At 61.7% G+C, this 18,409-nt stretch carries 14 protein-coding genes; 9 read left to right on the top strand and 5 right to left on the bottom strand.

Features of this window, described 5'->3' with window-relative positions:
• Nucleotides 1-12: 12 nt before the first annotated feature.
• The 4 genes from ACMGGN_RS14060 to ACMGGN_RS14045 all read right to left on the bottom strand — a co-directional run bounded on the left by ACMGGN_RS14060 (nucleotide 13) and on the right by ACMGGN_RS14045 (nucleotide 3,914).
• A complete protein-coding gene (locus ACMGGN_RS14060) occupies nucleotides 13-1,341 on the bottom strand; it encodes an MFS transporter (protein WP_012313502.1) in 1,329 nt (442 codons plus the stop codon).
• A gap of 44 nt (nucleotides 1,342-1,385) precedes the next feature.
• The gene (gene lhgO / locus ACMGGN_RS14055; RefSeq protein WP_115275431.1) at nucleotides 1,386-2,579 is read right to left on the bottom strand and encodes an L-2-hydroxyglutarate oxidase; all 1,194 of its coding nucleotides are present in this window, start codon (nucleotides 2,577-2,579) and stop codon (nucleotides 1,386-1,388) included.
• A gap of 103 nt (nucleotides 2,580-2,682) precedes the next feature.
• On the bottom strand, nucleotides 2,683-3,393 hold the full coding sequence (locus ACMGGN_RS14050; RefSeq protein WP_012313504.1) for a FadR/GntR family transcriptional regulator: 711 nt from the start codon (nucleotides 3,391-3,393) through the stop codon (nucleotides 2,683-2,685).
• A 167-nt stretch (nucleotides 3,394-3,560) separates the two neighbouring features.
• Nucleotides 3,561-3,914 (bottom strand): hypothetical protein, encoded by a 354-nt coding sequence (locus tag ACMGGN_RS14045; protein ID WP_012313505.1) that lies wholly within the window; start codon nucleotides 3,912-3,914, stop codon nucleotides 3,561-3,563.
• A 248-nt stretch (nucleotides 3,915-4,162) separates the two neighbouring features.
• Between ACMGGN_RS14045 and ACMGGN_RS14040 the strand changes: the two genes are divergently transcribed.
• A complete protein-coding gene (locus ACMGGN_RS14040; protein ID WP_046786499.1) occupies nucleotides 4,163-9,028 on the top strand; it encodes an NAD-glutamate dehydrogenase in 4,866 nt (1,621 codons plus the stop codon).
• Nucleotides 9,029-9,238: 210 nt separating this feature from the next.
• Here ACMGGN_RS14040 and ACMGGN_RS14035 read toward each other — a convergent pair whose 3' ends face one another.
• Nucleotides 9,239-10,057 carry a pyruvate, water dikinase regulatory protein gene (locus ACMGGN_RS14035; RefSeq protein WP_012313507.1) on the bottom strand — a complete coding sequence of 273 codons (819 nt, stop codon included), beginning with the start codon at nucleotides 10,055-10,057 and terminating at the stop codon, nucleotides 9,239-9,241.
• A gap of 175 nt (nucleotides 10,058-10,232) precedes the next feature.
• Here ACMGGN_RS14035 and ppsA point away from each other — a divergent pair, with 175 nt between their 5' ends.
• The 8 genes from ppsA to ACMGGN_RS13995 all read left to right on the top strand — a co-directional run bounded on the left by ppsA (nucleotide 10,233) and on the right by ACMGGN_RS13995 (nucleotide 18,387).
• Nucleotides 10,233-12,608: a phosphoenolpyruvate synthase gene (gene ppsA / locus ACMGGN_RS14030; RefSeq protein WP_012313508.1), complete on the top strand. Its 2,376-nt coding sequence runs from the start codon at nucleotides 10,233-10,235 to the stop codon at nucleotides 12,606-12,608.
• 101 nt (nucleotides 12,609-12,709) lie between these two features.
• Complete coding sequence (locus ACMGGN_RS14025; protein WP_196997735.1) at nucleotides 12,710-13,702, top strand: alpha/beta fold hydrolase; 993 nt, start codon at nucleotides 12,710-12,712, stop codon at nucleotides 13,700-13,702.
• A 139-nt stretch (nucleotides 13,703-13,841) separates the two neighbouring features.
• Entirely contained in the window at nucleotides 13,842-14,333 is a 492-nt protein-coding gene (gene rraA, locus ACMGGN_RS14020; protein ID WP_012313510.1) for a ribonuclease E activity regulator RraA, read from the top strand.
• A gap of 27 nt (nucleotides 14,334-14,360) precedes the next feature.
• On the top strand, nucleotides 14,361-15,356 hold the full coding sequence (locus tag ACMGGN_RS14015) for a zinc transporter ZntB (RefSeq protein WP_046786497.1): 996 nt from the start codon (nucleotides 14,361-14,363) through the stop codon (nucleotides 15,354-15,356).
• 112 nt (nucleotides 15,357-15,468) lie between these two features.
• Nucleotides 15,469-15,732: a CrfX protein gene (locus tag ACMGGN_RS14010; RefSeq protein WP_115275429.1), complete on the top strand. Its 264-nt coding sequence runs from the start codon at nucleotides 15,469-15,471 to the stop codon at nucleotides 15,730-15,732.
• Nucleotides 15,733-15,734: 2 nt separating this feature from the next.
• Entirely contained in the window at nucleotides 15,735-16,559 is an 825-nt protein-coding gene (locus ACMGGN_RS14005; RefSeq protein WP_012313513.1) for a mechanosensitive ion channel family protein, read from the top strand.
• Between the two features lie 113 nt (nucleotides 16,560-16,672).
• Complete coding sequence (gene sigX, locus ACMGGN_RS14000) at nucleotides 16,673-17,239, top strand: RNA polymerase sigma factor SigX (protein WP_039603739.1); 567 nt, start codon at nucleotides 16,673-16,675, stop codon at nucleotides 17,237-17,239.
• Nucleotides 17,240-17,349: 110 nt separating this feature from the next.
• On the top strand, nucleotides 17,350-18,387 hold the full coding sequence (locus ACMGGN_RS13995) for an OmpA family protein (protein WP_039603738.1): 1,038 nt from the start codon (nucleotides 17,350-17,352) through the stop codon (nucleotides 18,385-18,387).
• Nucleotides 18,388-18,409: the final 22 nt, after the last annotated feature.

The raw sequence follows: 18,409 nt of genomic DNA, 5'->3' as shown, positions 1-18,409 counted from the left end.
GGCCGGCCCGGGTCAGTTTTTCGAACTGGAGTGCTTGCGGCCTTGGTCACACAAGGCAAACACCACCACCAGCACACCGGAAACCGCCAGGATCAAAGCCACGCCGTCGGTGGAGTGGGTCGCCGAGTTCGCCACCAAGGCAAGGCCGCCCAGGGGCGCCAGGCCGCCGGCCACTGCAGTGCCAATCTCGCGCCCGGTGCCGAAACCGGAAGAGCGCGTCTGGGTCGGGAACTGCCGGCTAAGGAACGAGCCCTGGGGGGCGAACATCATTGGCGCGAGGAGGCCGGTGCCGATGGCAATGGCCACATAGATCAGTGTTGGCTCACCGCTGCTCAGCAACTGCAAGAATGGATAAGCAAACAGCGCCGACAGCACGCCGCCGAGCATCAACACGGTCTTGCTGCTCCAGCGGTCGCACAGCCAGCCGAAGAACGGTACGGCAAAGATCGCCACCAGGCTGGCGATGGTCACCGACAGGGAGGTGACATGTGCCTCGACACCTTTGAACTGAGTCAGGTATGCCAGCGAGAACGTCTTGAATATGTAGCTCAGAGCGTTGTAGCCGATGGCCACGAAAAACACCACGGCCAAGCCTTTGAGATCGTTCCTGAACAGCAGTTTCAGCGGTGACTCCTGCGGTTTGGCATCGGCCTTGTCGAGTTCTTTGAAGTCCGGTGTCTCAGGAATGCTCTTACGCACCCAAAGGCCGATCGCCACCAGGGCGATGCTGGCGATGAACGGAATGCGCCAGCCACCGGCGAGGAGAAACTCGTTGCCGTTCATGGTCAGCAGGTAAACGGTCAGCGACGACAGCAGCAAGCCCAGGTTGAGCCCCAGTGCTGGCCAAGCGCCCTGGCTGCCGCGCTTGCCTTCGCTGGCATGTTCGTAGGAGGTGACGGCCGCCCCGGACAGCTCTGCACCGGCGCCCAGGCCCTGGATGATGCGGATCACTACCAGCAGAATCGGTGCCCAGATACCGATCGAGGCGTAGCTGGGGATCAGACCGATCAGCGCGGTGCACACACCCATCATGCAGAACGTGATAACCAGTACATGCTTGCGGCCGAAGCGGTCGCCCAGGTAGCCAAACAGAACCCCGCCGAATGGGCGCGCGACAAAACCGATGGCAAACGTGGAGAACGCCAGCAGTGAAGCCACTGCCGGGTTGCTGGCATCGAAGAAAATCTTCGAGAACACGATCGCCGCCATGGTCGCGTAGAGGTAGAAGTCATACCACTCCAGCATCGAACCGAAGATGGTTGCCGCCGCCACCTTGCGCAGGCGCTTGCGTTTCTGTGCTGGTGTCTCGCTCGCGGCCGGGGCCGCCTCGTGTACCGACATCTGATGTTCCTTATTGTCTTTGTAGTTGGGGTGTGCAGCAGGGTTCAGCTGGCCTTGAGGATCTTTTCAGCGATCATCTGGCCGATGGGGATCGCCGAGGTGGCAGCCGGTGACGGTGCATTGCAGACATGCACCATGCGCGGGGTCTCGGCGAACAGAAAATCGTGGACCAAGGTGCCGTCGCGCATCACGGCCTGGGCACGGATGCCTGCCTCGAAGGGCAGCAGGTCGCCGGCCTGCAGCGACGGGCAGTACTTGCGGCACTGCTCCAGGTAGCCGTGCTTGAACAGCGAGTTCTTCATCTCGGTGGTGCCGGAGCCGAGGTTGTTCCAGATCGTTTTCCAGAACCCAGGGAAGCGCACGTACTCGGCCACATCGCGCCAGTTCACCGCGAACTTGCGGTAGTTTTCCCGGCCAAAACCCAGCACGGCGTTGGGGCCGACGGTGACACTGCCGTCGATCATGCGCGTCAGGTGTACACCGAGGAACGGTAGCTGTGGGTCAGGAATCGGGTAGATAAGGTGGTTGACGATCTGGTTCTTGCTGGCTGGCAGGCGATAGTACTCACCGCGGAATGGGATTATCTGGTGGTCGATCTTTACCCCGGCCAGGCGCGCCAGGCGGTCGGATTGCAGGCCGGCGCAGGCGACCAGCTGGCGGGCATGCCAGGTCTGGCTGTGATCGCACACTTCGACATGATCGCCAAACTCGCGGATGGCCTGCACGGTGGTGGCCAGGCGCACTTCGCCGCCGGCCTGCTCGATGACCTTGGCCATGGCATCGCACACCTGCTTGTAGTCGACGATGCCGGTGGCATCGACGAACAGCGCACCAAGGCCTGCGATATTGGGTTCGCGGCGCCTGAGTTCACTGGCGTCCAACCGCTCGACCTTCAGCCCGTTGAGCTGTGAACGCTCGTACAGCGCCTGCATGCGCTGCATTTCCAGCGGGTTGGACGCCACCAGCAGTTTGCCGCAGACATCGAAGGCAATGCCGTGCTCGCGGCAAAAATCCTTGGTCGCCAGGGCTCCACGCTTGCACAACTCGGCCTTGAGGCTACCCGGGGCATAGTAAATGCCCGCATGGATCACCCCACTGTTGTGGCCCGTCTGGTGGCGGCCGAGGCTGGACTCCTTTTCCAGTATCAGCAATGACGCCCCGGGGCGTTGTTGGAGCAGGGCCATCGCGGTGGCCAGGCCGACGATGCCGCCGCCGATGATGCAGTAGTCGTATGTCATGCAGGGGTACCTTGGGATTCTTGTCGGTGGATCTGCTTATCAGGTTGTCAGACTAATGGATGCGTAAAAAAAGAGCTTGCCGGGTCGCAGCAAGCTCTGGGTATCAGTCGAGTGCAGGTAGTTCTATTTTCAGGCGTTTGGCAGAGGCGCGCAGATGCGCTTCGGCACACGCCGCAGCCCTTTGGCGGTCACCGTCGGCGATGGCCTGATAAAGCGCTTGGTGTTCGCGATTGGCTTCGGCCGAGCCGCCCACCGAATGGGCTGCGGAGTTTTCCCAGGCGGTGCGCCGTGCATTGGCCAACTGGCCGCCGAGAAAGTCATGGAAGGCCACGAAGTAATCGTTCTTGCTGGCTTCGGCGATGGCCCTGTGGAAGGCCACATCAGCTGCCGAGGCAGTGGCGAAGTCGCTGCGTTTGTCGAGCATCTCCTGCAGGGCCTGGGCCATGTTCGCCAGATCGTGTTCGTCACGTCGGCGCGCGGCGATGGCCGCTGCCTGGGTTTCGATCCACAGGCGCATTTCGAACATCTGCACCAGGTCGGGTTTGCGACCGGTACTGCCGGGGAAGCGGAACACCGTGCCCCCGGGGGTTTTCGAGATATAGGAGCCAAGCCCGCGGCGGGCGATCAGCACGCCATCGGCCTTGAGCTGCGCTACCGCTTCGCGCACTACCGAGCGGCTGACGTTCAGTTGTTCAGCCAGTTGCTGTTCAGTGGGCAGGCGCGCTTCGGCGGCCAGGCGACCGGAATCGATTTCTGCACGGATGGCGCTGACAACCCGTTCGACCAGAGTGTCGGGGCGCTGGAGTTCTAGCATGGAAGCGATTGCCTAGTGGTCAGGTTGTCAGACAATGCCTGTAGCGGGTATGGGATGTCAATCGTTTCGATCAGGTGTGCGTTGCCAGGCATGGCCCTCGCACCGGTGAGCCGTCTCGCGCAGAGAAGCCACCGCTCCGCGGTTGGACGGCCGCGTCAGGCAGGCTTTCAGAGCTCGCTGACGAAGGTCCCTGTCCCCTCCAGAATGTTGCGCAAGGTCAGTTCGACCTCTTCCAGGTCAGTCCCTGCCGATGTCAGCACGATCTCCAGCGTTTCGTCACCCTTCAACGCATCTCGATCCCCGGCCGCCACTTCGATCAGCAGGCGCTTTGCGCTCAGGGTCACCTTCAGGCCATCGAGCGTCGACGGTTCATCGTCCAGGGTCAGGTCCACGGTGTCCTCATCCGGGTAGCGGGTGAGCAGGAACATCTGCCCCTTGTCGCTGTGGCAGCACAAGGTCGCCATGTTGTCTTCCTCGTCATCGCAAGGGGTGGCGAACAGCAGGGCGGTGTTGATTTGCATGAAGGCGGCTCGGGTCAATGGAAACGAAAGTGAATTCTGACAGCCTTGGGGGCATCGATAAACGTAAAGTTTCCCCCCTTGACCGAAATTGTCGCAGCGCTGCAAGCGGTAATGACCGATCAGTCGTTAAGCTTCCGCGAGCCCTGAACATTACCGTCCGGCTTGCCACGGGTTGGCTATCGTTGATCCGTGATCGTCGGATGTACGCGACGCTTCAATTATTACAAAGCCCAAGCGGAGTACCACAGATGGCGTTCTTCACCGCAGCCAGCAAAGCCGACTTCCAGCATCAACTGCAAGCGGCCCTGGCGCAGCACATCAGCGAGCAGTCACTGCCACAAGTGGCGCTGTTCGCCGAACAGTTCTTCGGCATCATTTCCATGGACGAGCTCACCCAGCGCAGGCTGTCGGACCTGGCCGGCTGTACCCTTTCCGCCTGGCGCATCATCGAGCGCTTCGACCCCGCGCATCCGCAGGTGCGGGTGTACAACCCCGATTACGAGCGCAATGGCTGGCAGTCGACCCACACCGTGGTCGAGGTGCTGCACGATGACCTGCCGTTCTTGGTGGATTCGGTACGTACCGAGCTCAACCGCCGCGGCTATAGCATTCACACGCTGCAGACCACGGTGCTGAGCGTGCGTCGTGACGCCAAGGGCAATCTGCTCGAACTGTTGCCCAAGGGTACCCAGGGCGAGGGTGTGTGCCATGAATCGCTGATGTACCTGGAGATCGACCGCTGCGCCAACGCTGCCGAATTGACGGTGCTCACCCGCGAAATCGAGCAGGTGCTGGCCGAGGTGCGGGTGGCGGTGGCCGATTTCGAGCCGATGAAAGCCAAGCTGCAGGAAGTCATGGCGCAGGTGGAGCAAACCGCGTTTGCGCCAGCGCACCACGAAAAGGGTGAGGTCAAGGCGTTCCTCGAGTGGCTGCTGGACAACCACTTCACCTTCCTCGGTTATGAAGAATTCACCGTGCAGGCCGACAGCGCCGGCGGCCAGATGGTCTACGACGAGCAGTCGTTCCTGGGCTTGCCGCGCCGCTTGCGTGTGGGCCTGACGCCTGAAGAGCTGCGTATCGAAGACTACGCGGTGGCTTACCTTGCAGAGCCGCTGCTGTTGTCGTTCGCCAAGGCTGCACTGCCCAGCCGGGTCCACCGCCCGGCCTACCCGGATTACGTCTCGATCCGCCAGCTGGACGCCGATGGCAAGGTGCTCAAGGAACACCGCTTCATGGGCCTTTACACCTCGTCGGTGTACGGCGAGAGCGTGCACGCCATTCCATACATCCGGGTCAAGGTCGCCGAGGTCGAGCGCCGCTCCGGCTTCGACGCCAAGGCACACCTGGGCAAGGAACTGGCCCAGGTACTCGAAGTGCTGCCACGCGACGATCTGTTCCAGACCCCGGTCGACGAGCTGTTCAGCACGGTGATGTCGATCGTGCAGATCCAGGAGCGCAACAAGATCCGTGTGTTCCTGCGCAAGGACCCGTACGGGCGCTTCTGCTACTGCCTGGCCTACGTGCCACGGGAAATCTACTCCACCGAAGTGCGGCAGAAGATCCAGCAGGTGCTGATGGAGCGCCTGAAGGCCAGCGACTGCGAGTTCTGGACGTTCTTCTCCGAATCGGTGCTGGCACGCGTGCAGCTGATTTTGCGCGTCGATCCGAAGAACCGTATCGCCATCGACCCGCAGCAACTGGAAAACGAAGTGATCCAGGCCTGCCGCTCGTGGCATGACGACTACGCCGCGCTGGTGGTGGAGAACTTCGGTGAAGCCCAGGGCACCAATATTCTCGCCGATTTCCCCAAAGGTTTCCCGGCCGGCTACCGTGAGCGCTTTGCCGCCCATTCTGCGGTGGTCGACCTGCAACATGTGCTGGCCCTGTCCGAAAGCAAGCCGCTGGCGATGAGCTTCTACCAGCCGCTGACGCGTCTGGGCGAACGCTTGCTGCACTGCAAGCTGTACCACGCGGACACGCCATTGGCGTTGTCGGACGTGCTGCCGATCCTGGAAAACCTTGGCCTGCGTGTGCTGGGCGAGTTCCCCTATCGCTTGCGCCACGCCAGTGGTCGTGAATACTGGATCCACGATTTCGCCTTCACTTACAGCGAAGGCTTGAGCCTGGACATCCAGCAACTCAACGACGTGCTCCAGGACGCGTTCATCCATATCGTCCAGGGCGATGCCGAGAATGACGCGTTCAACCGCCTGGTGCTCACCGCCGGCCTGCCATGGCGCGACGTGGCGCTGCTGCGCGCCTATGCCCGCTACCTCAAGCAGATCCGCCTGGGCTTCGACCTTGGCTACATCGCCAGCACGCTGAACAACCACACCGACATCGCCCGTGAGCTGACCCGGTTGTTCAAGACCCGCTTCTACCTGGCGCGCAAGCTCACTGCCGATGACCTGGACGACAAGCAGCAACGCCTGGAACAAGCCATCCTCAGCGCCCTGGACGATGTCCAAGTGCTCAACGAGGACCGCATCCTGCGCCGCTACCTGGACCTGATCAAGGCCACCCTGCGCACCAACTTCTACCAGCCTGATGCCAACGGCCAGAGCAAGTCGTACTTCAGCTTCAAGTTCAACCCCAAGCTGATCCCCGAGCTGCCCAAACCGGTACCCAAGTTCGAGATCTTCGTCTATTCGCCAAGGGTCGAGGGTGTGCACCTGCGCTTCGGCAATGTGGCACGCGGTGGCCTGCGCTGGTCGGACCGTGAAGAGGACTTCCGTACCGAGGTGCTTGGGCTGGTCAAAGCCCAGCAGGTGAAGAACTCGGTGATCGTGCCCGTCGGTGCCAAGGGCGGCTTCCTGCCACGGCGTTTGCCGCTGGGCGGCACGCGTGACGAAATCGCCGCCGAAGGCGTGGCCTGCTACCGCATATTCATCTCGGGCCTGCTCGACATTACCGACAACCTCAAGGACGGCGGCGTGGTGCCACCGGCCAACGTGGTGCGTCACGATGACGATGACCCGTACCTGGTGGTGGCGGCCGACAAGGGCACCGCGACCTTCTCCGACATCGCCAACGGCATCGCCATCGATTACGGCTTCTGGCTGGGCGATGCCTTCGCCTCGGGTGGCTCTGCCGGCTACGACCACAAGAAGATGGGCATTACCGCCCGTGGTGCCTGGGTGGGCGTGCAGCGCCACTTCCGCGAGCGCGGCATCAATGTGCAGCAGGACCCGATCACCGTCATCGGCGTCGGTGACATGGCCGGTGACGTGTTCGGCAACGGCCTGCTGATGTCCGACAAGCTGCAACTGGTAGCGGCGTTCAACCACCTGCACATCTTCATCGACCCGAACCCGGACCCGGCCAGCAGCTTCGCCGAGCGCCAGCGGCTGTTCGACTTGCCGCGTTCGGCCTGGAGCGATTACGACACCAGCATCATGTCCGAAGGCGGCGGGATCTTCCCGCGCAGTGCCAAGAGCATCGCCATCACGCCGCAAATGAAGGAACGCTTCGCCATCGAGGCCGACCGGCTGACACCGACCGAGCTGCTGCATGCATTGCTCAAGGCACCGGTAGACCTGCTGTGGAACGGGGGCATCGGTACCTACGTCAAGGCCAGCAGCGAAAGCCACGCCGATGTCGGCGACAAGGCCAATGACGCGTTGCGGGTCAACGGCAACGAACTGCGCTGCAAGGTGGTGGGCGAGGGCGGCAACCTCGGCATGACCCAGCTCGGCCGTGTCGAGTTCGGCCTCAACGGCGGTGCCACCAATACCGACTTCATCGACAACGCCGGTGGGGTGGACTGCTCCGACCACGAGGTCAACATCAAGATCCTGCTCAACGAAGTGGTGCAGGGTGGCGACATGACCGAGAAGCAGCGCAACCAGCTGCTTGGCAGCATGACCGATGAAGTGGGCGGGCTGGTGCTTGGCAACAACTACAAGCAGACCCAGGCGCTTTCGTTGGCGGCGCGTCGCGCCCGCGAGCGGATCGCCGAGTACAAGCGCCTGATGGCCGACCTCGAGAGCCGTGGCAAGCTGGACCGTGCCATCGAGTTCCTGCCGACCGAGGAGCAGTTGGCCGATCGCCTGGCGGCCGGCCAGGGCCTGACCCGTGCCGAGCTGTCAGTGCTGATTTCCTACAGCAAGATCGACCTCAAGGAGCAGTTGCTCAAGTCGCTGGTGCCGGACGATGACTACCTGACCCGCGACATGGAAACCGCCTTCCCGCCGTCGCTGGTCAGCAAGTTCGGCGAAGCCATGCGCCGCCACCGCCTCAAGCGCGAGATCGTCAGTACCCAGATCGCCAACGACCTGGTCAACAACATGGGCATCACCTTCGTCCAGCGGCTGAAAGAGTCGACCGGCATGAGCCCGGCCAATGTTGCCGGGGCCTATGTGATCGTGCGTGACATCTTCCATCTGCCGCACTGGTTCCGCCAGATAGAGGCGTTGGACTACCAGGTGCCGGCGGAAATCCAGCTGACCCTGATGGACGAGCTGATGCGTCTGGGGCGCCGCGCGACCCGCTGGTTCCTGCGCAGCCGGCGCAACGAGCAGGATGCCGGGCGCGACACCGCGCACTTCGGGCCGAAAATCGCCCAGTTGGGGCTCAAGCTCGACGAACTGCTGGAGGGCCCGACCCGCGAACGCTGGATGGTCCGCTATCAGAGCTTCGTCGATGCCGGCGTGCCGGAGTTGCTCGCACGCATGGTGGCAGGCACCAGCCACCTGTACACGTTGCTGCCGATCATCGAGGCGGCAGACGTGACCGGGCATGAGCCGGCCCAGGTGGCCAAGGCGTTCTTCGCCGTGGGCAGTGCGCTGGACTTGACCTGGTACTTGCAGGAAATCAGCAACCTGCCGGTGGAGAACAACTGGCAGGCCCTGGCCCGCGAGGCGTTCCGCGACGATATCGACCTGCAGCAACGGGCCATCACCATCTCGGTGCTGCAGATGGTCGATGCCCCGCAAGACATGGATGCCCGCGTGGCGCTGTGGGCCGAGCAACATCGGGTAATGGTCGAGCGCTGGCGTGCCATGCTCGACGACCTGCGCAATGCGACGGGTACCGACTATGCGATGTACGCGGTGGCCAACCGCGAGCTGGTCGACCTGGCGATGAGCGGGCAGGCGGTGGCGGTGCCGTCCTGATCGGACAGCTGAAATGAAAAAGCCCCGGCAGTGATGCCGGGGCTTTTTCATGCTGGCGCCCGCCTTACGGATGATCGGCCCCCAGGTAGGAGCAGCCTTGTGTCGCGAAAGGGTCGCGTAGCGGCCCCGGCAATATCAGCCTGATGCATGAATTGCGGGGGCGCTGCGCACCCCTTTCGCGACACAAGGCCGCTCCTACGGGGCCGCGTGTTATTTGAACCGCCGCTCCACGCCTTTTTCCACCAGGATTTTTGCCGATATCTCCTCCACCGAAAAATGCGTGGAGTTGATGTTGGGGATGTTCTCCCGCCGGAACAGGCTCTCGACCTCGCGTACCTCGAACTCGCACTGGGCAAAACTCGAATACCGGCTGTTGGGCTTGCGCTCGTGGCGGATGGCGGTCAGGCGGTCGGGGTCGATGGTCAGGCCGAACAGCTTGTTGTGATGCTTCTTGAGCACCGCCGGCAGCTGCAGGCGCTCCATGTCGTCTTCGGTGAGCGGGTAGTTGGCCGCGCGAATGCCGAACTGCATCGCCATGTACAGGCAGGTCGGGGTCTTGCCGCAACGCGATACGCCGACCAGGATCAGGTCGGCCTTGTCGTAATAATGGGTGCGCGCGCCGTCGTCGTTGTCGAGCGCGAAATTCACCGCCTCGATGCGCTCCATGTAGTTGGAATTACCGCCAATGGAGTGGGACTTGCCGACGGAATACGACGAATGGGCAGTCAATTCCTGCTCGAGCGGGGATAAAAACGTCGAAAAGATGTCGATCATGAAGCCGTTCGACGTCGCCAGGATCTCGCGGATGTCCTGATTGACGATGGTGTCGAAGATGATCGGGCGCATGCCGTCGCGCTCGGCGGCGGCATTGATTTGCTGCACCATCGTGCGCGCCTTGTCCGGCGTGTCGATGTACGGACGGGTGAATTTGTTGAATGGAATGCTATCGAATTGCGCGAGCAGGCTTTGGCCCAGGGTTTCGGCAGTGATGCCGGTGCCATCGGAGATGAAGAACGCGGTTCGTTTCATTTGCGATCTGGGCCTTAAGCTGATGACGTTTCTTGGATATGATAAGTTCGGTTTGCCGAATGCGGCTGTCGGCATTCTCACTTATTTTCCAGGTACAGGCCACAAGCGTCCGGCCCAGTCAAAAGGCAGGCGGGCGCCCTTGAGCTTTTCCAATACAGTTAGTGGAGAGATCACCTTGGTAGAGTACGTAGTTTCCCTCGATAAGCTCGGCGTCCATGATGTGGAGCATGTGGGGGGCAAGAACGCATCCCTGGGCGAGATGATCAGTAACCTCGCCGGTGCCGGCGTGTCGGTGCCGGGCGGCTTTGCCACTACGGCTCAGGCGTACCGTGATTTTCTCGAGCAAAGCGGGCTGAACGACCGCATTCACGCCGCGCTCGACGCGCTGGATGTCGATGACATCAATGCCCTGACCAAGACCGGCGCGCAGATTCGCCAGTGGGTCATGGAGGCCGAGTTCCCGGCTCGACTGGATTCGGAAATCCGTACGGCCTTCGCCGAGATGGCCGCTGGCAACGACAACATGGCCGTCGCCGTGCGTTCCTCGGCCACCGCTGAAGACCTGCCGGATGCCTCTTTTGCCGGCCAGCAGGAAACCTTCCTCAACATCCGTGGCGTCGATAACGTGATCCGCGCGGCCAAGGAAGTGTTCGCCTCGCTGTTCAACGACCGCGCCATCGCCTACCGCGTGCACCAGGGCTTCGACCACAAGCTGGTGGCCCTGTCGGCCGGCGTGCAGCGCATGGTCCGCTCTGAAACCGGCACCGCCGGTGTCATGTTCACCCTCGACACCGAGTCGGGTTTCCGCGATGTGGTATTCATTACCGGCGCCTACGGCCTGGGCGAAACCGTGGTGCAGGGTGCGGTCAACCCTGACGAGTTCTACGTACACAAAAACACCCTGCAGGCCGGCCGCCCGGCCATCCTGCGCCGCAACCTGGGCAGCAAGGCGATCAAGATGATCTACGGCGACGAGGCCAAGGCCGGTCGCTCGGTCAAGACCGTCGAAGTCGACCGTGCCGAACGTGCGCGCTTCTGCCTGACCGACGCCGAGGTCAGCGAGCTGGCCAAGCAGGCCATGATCATCGAGCAGCACTACCAGCGCCCGATGGACATCGAATGGGCCAAGGACGGTGACGACGGCAAGCTCTACATCGTGCAGGCCCGCCCTGAAACCGTGAAAAGCCGCGCCAGCGCCAATGTCATGGAGCGTTACCTGCTCAAGGAGAAGGGCACCGTACTGGTTGAAGGCCGTGCGATCGGCCAGCGCATCGGCGCGGGCAAGGTCCGCGTGATCAAGGACGTGTCCGAGATGGACAAGGTGCAGCCGGGCGACGTGCTGGTCTCCGACATGACAGACCCGGACTGGGAGCCGGTGATGAAGCGCGCCAGCGCCATCGTCACCAACCGCGGTGGGCGTACCTGCCACGCGGCGATCATCGCCCGCGAGCTGGGTATTCCGGCAGTGGTAGGTTGTGGCAACGCCACCCAGCTGCTCAAGGATGGCCAGGGCGTGACCGTGTCCTGCGCCGAAGGCGATACCGGCTTCATTTTTGAAGGTGAACTGGGCTTTGACGTCAAGCAGAACTCGGTCGATGCCATGCCCGACCTGCCGTTCAAGATCATGATGAACGTCGGCAACCCGGACCGCGCCTTCGATTTCGCCCAGTTGCCCAACGCCGGTGTCGGCCTGGCGCGCCTTGAGTTCATCATCAACCGCATGATCGGCGTGCACCCCAAGGCGCTGCTGAACTACGCCGGCCTGCCGCCGGAGCTCAAAGAAAGCGTCGACAAGCGCATCGCCGGTTACAACGACCCGGTCGGCTTCTATGTCGAGAAGCTGGTCGAGGGCATCAGCACCCTGGCGGCGGCCTTCTACCCGAAAAAGGTCATCGTGCGCCTGTCGGACTTCAAGTCCAACGAGTACGCCAACCTGATCGGCGGCAAACTGTACGAGCCGGAAGAAGAAAACCCGATGCTGGGCTTCCGCGGTGCTTCGCGCTATATCAGCGAGTCGTTCCGTGACTGCTTCGAGCTCGAATGCCGTGCACTGAAGCGCGTGCGTAACGAGATGGGCCTGACCAACGTCGAGATCATGGTGCCGTTCGTGCGCACCTTGGGCGAAGCCAGCCAGGTGGTCGACCTGCTGGCCGAAAACGGCCTGGCCCGTGGCGACAATGGCCTGCGCGTGATCATGATGTGCGAGCTGCCGTCCAACGCCATCCTGGCTGAAGAATTCCTCGAGTACTTCGACGGCTTCTCCATCGGTTCCAACGACCTCACCCAGCTGACCCTGGGCCTGGATCGCGACTCGGGTATCATCGCCCACCTGTTCGACGAGCGTAACCCGGCGGTGAAGAAGCTGTTGGCCAATGCCATCCAGGCGTGCAACAAGGCTGGCAAGTACATCGGTATTTGCGGCCAGGGCCCGTCGGACCACCCGGACCTCGCCAAGTGGCTGATGGAGCAAGGCATCGAAAGCGTGTCGCTGAACCCCGACTCGGTACTCGAGACCTGGTTCTTCCTGGCCGAGGGCCAGGGCGCGGTCTGATAGATGAAATGCGGGGGCGCGTCTGGCGTGCCCCCGCCTGGTTTTTTCCAGGGCGAGTTCCAGTGATGGATCCCGCCCTTTTTTGTGCATCAAGCAACCTTATGCAAAGCAGCAGTGTTCTATTCCCAGTGGCCTTGCTCAGTGCCGAGCGCCGCGGTGATCTCAGTGAAGACGTCTACCGGATCAAGGCCGGCAACAGCCCTGACCCCAGCGTCGAACTGGCCGTGACCCGCCTGGGGCTGGCCGACCAGGGTGGCGCCCAAGGCGTGCCGGTTATTCTCCTGCATGGCAGTTTCTCCAATCGGCGTTTCTGGTATTCGCCCAAGGGCATTGGCCTGGGGGCTTACCTGGCACGTGCGGGCTTCGATGTCTGGATCCCGGAAATGCGTGGCCACGGGTTGTCGCCGCGCAACCACAAGTGGCGGCACAACCGGGTCGCTGACTATGCCCGCTATGACTTGCCGCTGATCGCGGCCTTCGTTGAAGAACAGTCCGGTTCAGCCCCCCACTGGATAGGCCATTCGCTTGGCGGTACCACCTTGGCGGCAGCGCTTGGCGGTGGTTTTCTGCAGTCCGGGCAGGTCGCCAGTGCCGCGTTTTTCGGTACCCAGATCAGCCGGGTGTACTGGCCGTTGAAGGTGCCACCCCTGACCTGGGGCGCAAAGCTGCTGCTCAGGCGTTGGGGGCAGATTTCCGGCCCGCGCTTCAAGCGCGGGCCTGAGGACGAGCCGATAGGCCTGGCGCTGGAAAGCATGCGTTGGCATGGCCTGTTTGGCCGTTTTGGTGACGAGGACAGTGACTGGTGGGCGGGGCTTGCCGAGGTGGATGTGCCGGTGCTGGCAGTGGCTGGCGCGGGAGACTTCCAGGACCCGGTGTGGGCTTGTCGCAAGCTGTTCGATCAGTTGGGTGGCGAGCGCAAGCAGTTCCTCAGGCTGGGACGCGAGGAAGGCTTCGAGGCGTTCGGGCATGTCGACATGCTGGTGAGCAAGGCGGCGCAGGCGCAGGTGTGGCCATTGGTGCAACGCTGGTTGCGCCAGCCGTTGCTGCCGGTGCATGGGGCGACCGTGGTTGCGGAGCCAGTCACGGTCAGCTGATTTTCTGCTGGGTGTCGTGGCCCGCTTGGGCTACGACAGGCGAAATACAGATGACCGAGCAGTCCCGGATGACTGCGACTGCCTCCCCGGTGTAGCCTTGGCAGACACCCGCTTTCGTTGTGACTGACAGGAGCTTCCCATGCAGCATTACGTAACGCCCGACCTGTGCGACGCCTACCCGGACCTGGTCCAGGTGCTGGAACCGATGTTCAGCAACTTCGGTGGCCGCGATTCATTTGGTGGCCAGATCGTTACCATCAAGTGCTTCGAGGACAACTCGCGGGTCAAAGAGCAGGTTGAGCTCGACGGCAAGGGCAAGGTTCTGGTGGTCGATGGCGGTGGTTCGCTGCGCTGTGCATTGCTCGGTGACATGCTTGCCGAAAAGGCTGCCAAGAACGGCTGGGAAGGCCTGGTGATCTATGGCTGCGTGCGTGACGTCGATGTGCTGATCCAGACCAGCGTCGGTGTGCAGGCGCTGGCCAGCCATCCGATGAAGACCGACAAGCGCGGTATCGGCGACCTCAATGTGGCTGTGACCTTCGCCGGCGTGACGTTCCGCCCTGGCGAGTATGTGTATGCCGACAACAATGGTGTGATCGTCTCGCCAAGCCCGCTGGAAATGCCGCAGTGATGCGCCGCACGCGCTGATGGAGCTTTGATGTTCGAGGAAGACAACGCGCAGTGGGGGCTGGTGCACGCCCTGGTGCTCGATGGTAAAGGCGGTGCGCGCTCGATCCCCCGGACCGAGCTGGACGATCTGCAGTTGCAGCCACAGCAAAGCCTGTGGCTGCACTGGGATCGCAGTCATCCCCAGACCCGTACCTGGCTGCAGCAAGAGAGCGGCCTGAGTGAGTTCGCCTGCGACCTGCTGCTGGAGGAAAACACCCGTCCGCGCCTGTTGCCGCTGGCCGATGAACAGCTGCTGTTGTTCTTGCGTGGGGTGAACCTCAACCCGGGCGCCGAGCCTGAAGACATGGTATCGGTACGTATTTTCGCCCAGGCGCGGCGGGTCATTTCGCTGCGCTTGCGGCCTTTGCGCGCCAGTGACGAAATTCTCCGTCTGCTGGACGAGGGCAGGGGGCCCAGATCGGCGTCCGAGTTGCTGCTGCTGATGGGCGAATTGCTCACCGAGAAAGTGCAGGGTTTGGTCAACGATCTGTCGGAGCTGGTCGATCTGGAGGAAGAAAAGGTTGAATCCGACGAACGGTACAGCCCTGAGCACGGCAGCTTGCAGCAGATTCGTCGCCGAGCCGCCGGCCTGCGGCGTTTTCTCGCCCCGCAGCGGGAGATCTATGCCCAGCTGTCGCGCAGCCGCTGGAGCTGGTTCGCCGATGCGGACGCAGACTACTGGAACGAGCTGAACAACAGCCTGATCCGCTACCTGGAAGAGCTGGAGCTGGCCCGTGAGCGGGCCGCGCTGGTGCTGGAAAGCGAGGACCGGCGGCGCAGCGAGCGGATGAACCGGACCATGTACCGCTTCGGCATCATCACCTGCATTTTCCTGCCCATGAGCTTCGTCACCGGGTTGCTGGGGATCAATGTCGGCGGCATTCCGGGGGCGGAAAACCCCTATGGTTTCCTGTTTGCCTGTATCGTCGTGCTCGGGCTTGCGGTGGGGCAGTGGTGGCTGTTCCGACGGCTGCGGTGGGTTTGAATGCTTATTGGAATTCACCGGCCCTGTCGCTGGCAAGCCGGCCGCAACATGAGCCGAAGTGTGACCCGGTGTCTGTCGCTCTCGTCTCTGACTGACATTGCGCGAGGTGCACATGCACGATCCGTTTGAACAATCCCTGCGTGACCTGCTCAACGCGTCGCCGTCCGGTGAGGACCGTGACGACGCTGCGTGCCTGGGTCGCGTGCTGAAAACCGCCAACCGCCAGGTTGGCGCCGGTGACCTGTTCAGCCTGCTTGGCCGCTGGAGCCAGGCGCTGCTGATCGCCGTGAACAATGGCTCGGCGCATGTCGCGCCGGTGCGCCGCACTTCTGCCCGTAACGCTGCCGACGGCAGCAAAGCTGATAAGGCCGATTGAATATGGAACTCGATCTCTGGACCCAGAGCCTGGTCACTGCCATGACCGCCCTATGGACCAAGGTGGCGAACTTCATCCCCAACCTGTTCGGCGCGCTGGTCGTGGTGCTGCTCGGTTTCGTGGTGGCCAAGCTGCTCGATACGCTGTTGTCCAAGCTGCTGGCCAAGTTTGGTCTGGATCGCCTGATGGCCGGTACCGGCTTGACCAAAATGCTCAGCCGTGGCGGCATTCAGGTGCCGATCTCGACCTTGATCGGCAAGATCGTCTACTGGTTCGTACTGCTGATTTTCCTGGTCTCTGCTGCCGAATCGCTAGGCCTCGAGCGCGTCTCCGCAACCCTCGACATGCTTGCCCTCTACCTGCCAAAGGTATTTGGTGCGGCCTTGGTGTTGCTGGTTGGCGTGCTGCTGGCGCAAGTGGCCAACGGCCTGGTGCGTGGCGCTGCCGAAGGTATCGGCCTTGAGTATTCCGCAGGCCTTGGGCGCATTACCCAAGGCCTGGTGATCATCATCAGTATTTCGGTGGCGATCAGCCAGCTCGAGGTCAAGACCGACCTGCTCAACCACGTGATCGTGATCGGGCTGATTACCGTTGGTCTGGCCGTTGCGCTTGCGATGGGGCTCGGCAGTCGGGAAATCGCTGGGCAGATTCTGGCCGGTATCTATGTGCGTGAGCTTTACCAGGTCGGCCAGCAGGTGCGGATTGGAGAGGTCGAGGGGCAGATCGAGGAGATCGGCACGGTAAAGACGACGTTGCTGACCGATGATGGCGAACTGGTGTCGTTGTCTAATCGTGTGCTGCTCGAGCAACGCGTCAATAGCCGCTAATTGTCCAAAAGCTGTTAATGTATGCCGCCGCAGAAATCCGCCCACGTGGCCGAGCGGCGACATTGACCTGACTGTCGGCCAGATCCGTTTTGAATAAAGTTCATTCGCCGCCCATGCGTTACGACCCGCGCGAGCTCACCGACGAGGAGTTGGTGGCGCGTTCGCATGAGGAGCTGTATCACGTTACCCGCGCCTATGAAGAGCTCATGCGGCGCTACCAGCGGACCCTGTTCAACGTGTGCGCGCGTTATCTGGGGAACGACCGGGATGCTGACGATGTCTGTCAGGAGGTGATGCTCAAGGTGCTTTACGGTCTGAAGAACTTCGAGGGTAAATCCAAGTTCAAGACCTGGCTCTACAGCATTACCTATAACGAGTGCATTACCCAGTACCGCAAGGAGCGCCGCAAACGTCGGTTGATGGATGCCTTGAGTCTTGACCCTGTTGAAGAGGCGTCTGAAGACAAGGCACCCAAACCCGAAGAAAAGGGTGGCCTGGACAAGTGGCTTGTGTATGTGAACCCGATCGACCGGGAAATTCTGGTGCTGCGATTTGTTGCGGAACTGGAATTTCAGGAGATCGCGGATATCATGCACATGGGTCTGAGCGCAACGAAAATGCGCTACAAGCGCGCGCTGGACAAGCTTAGAGAGAAATTTGCAGGTATGGATGAAACTTAGCCCCTTGCGAATATCTCTAACGAATCGGCAAGTTCTGCTAGACTTGCCGTCGAGTTGTCCGCCGGATTTTGGTGGGACTGCTTAACTATCACCAGATGGGGATTTAACGGATGAAATTGAAAAACACCTTGGGCTTGGCCATTGGCTCGCTCGTTGCTGCTACTTCGTTCGGCGTTCTGGCACAAGGCCAAGGCGCTGTCGAAATCGAAGGCAACGTGACCAAGCAGTACTACGACAGCGAGCGTAACTTCCAGAACGACGGCACCAACCCTGGTGTTCGCCTCGGTTACTTCCTGACCGACGACGTCTCCCTGGACCTGGGCTACAACGAGACCCACAACGCTCGTGGCGAAGTCTTCAACAAAGACATCAAAGGTTCCAAAGCCAAGCTCGACGCTACCTACCACTTCGGTACCGTAGGCGACGCGCTGCGTCCGTACGTTTCCGCTGGTTTCGCTCACGAGAGCCTGGGCCAGGCCACTCGTAGCGGCCGTGACCACTCCACCTTCGCCAACGTTGGCGCTGGCGCCAAGTGGTACATCACCGACATGTTCTTCGCCCGTGCCGGCGTAGAAGCCATGTACAACATCGACAACGGCAACACCGAGTGGGGCCCGACCGTTGGTGTGGGTCTGAACTTCGGTGGCAGCGGTGGCAAAGTTGCCCCGGCTCCTGCTCCAGTTGCTGAAGTCTGCTCCGACAGCGACAACGATGGCGTTTGCGACAACGTCGACAAGTGCCCAGACACCCCAGCCAACGTTACCGTTGACGCTGATGGCTGCCCGGCTGTTGCCGAAGTCGTTCGCGTTGAGCTGGACGTCAAGTTCGACTTCGACAAGTCGGTCGTCAAGCCTAACAGCTACGGCGACATCAAGAACCTGGCTGACTTCATGAAGCAGTACCCACAGACCACCACCGTGGTTGAAGGTCACACTGACTCCGTGGGCCCAGACGCTTACAACCAGAAGCTGTCCGAGCGTCGTGCCAACGCCGTCAAAGACGTGCTGACCCAGCAGTACGGTGTTGAGTCGACTCGTGTTGACTCGGTTGGCTACGGCGAAACCCGTCCGGTTGCCGACAACGCCACCGAAGAAGGCCGTGCTGTCAACCGTCGCGTTGAAGCTCAGGTAGAAGCCCAAGCCAAGTAATTGGTTGAAGCTTCACTGAAAA

This window comes from Pseudomonas sp. BNK-30, assembly GCF_047456185.1.
In the GTDB taxonomy this organism is placed as follows: Bacteria; Pseudomonadota; Gammaproteobacteria; order Pseudomonadales; family Pseudomonadaceae; genus Aquipseudomonas; species Aquipseudomonas putida_E.
Note: the sequence above shows the minus strand (reverse complement) of the source record. Positions and strands in the feature narration are given on the sequence as shown.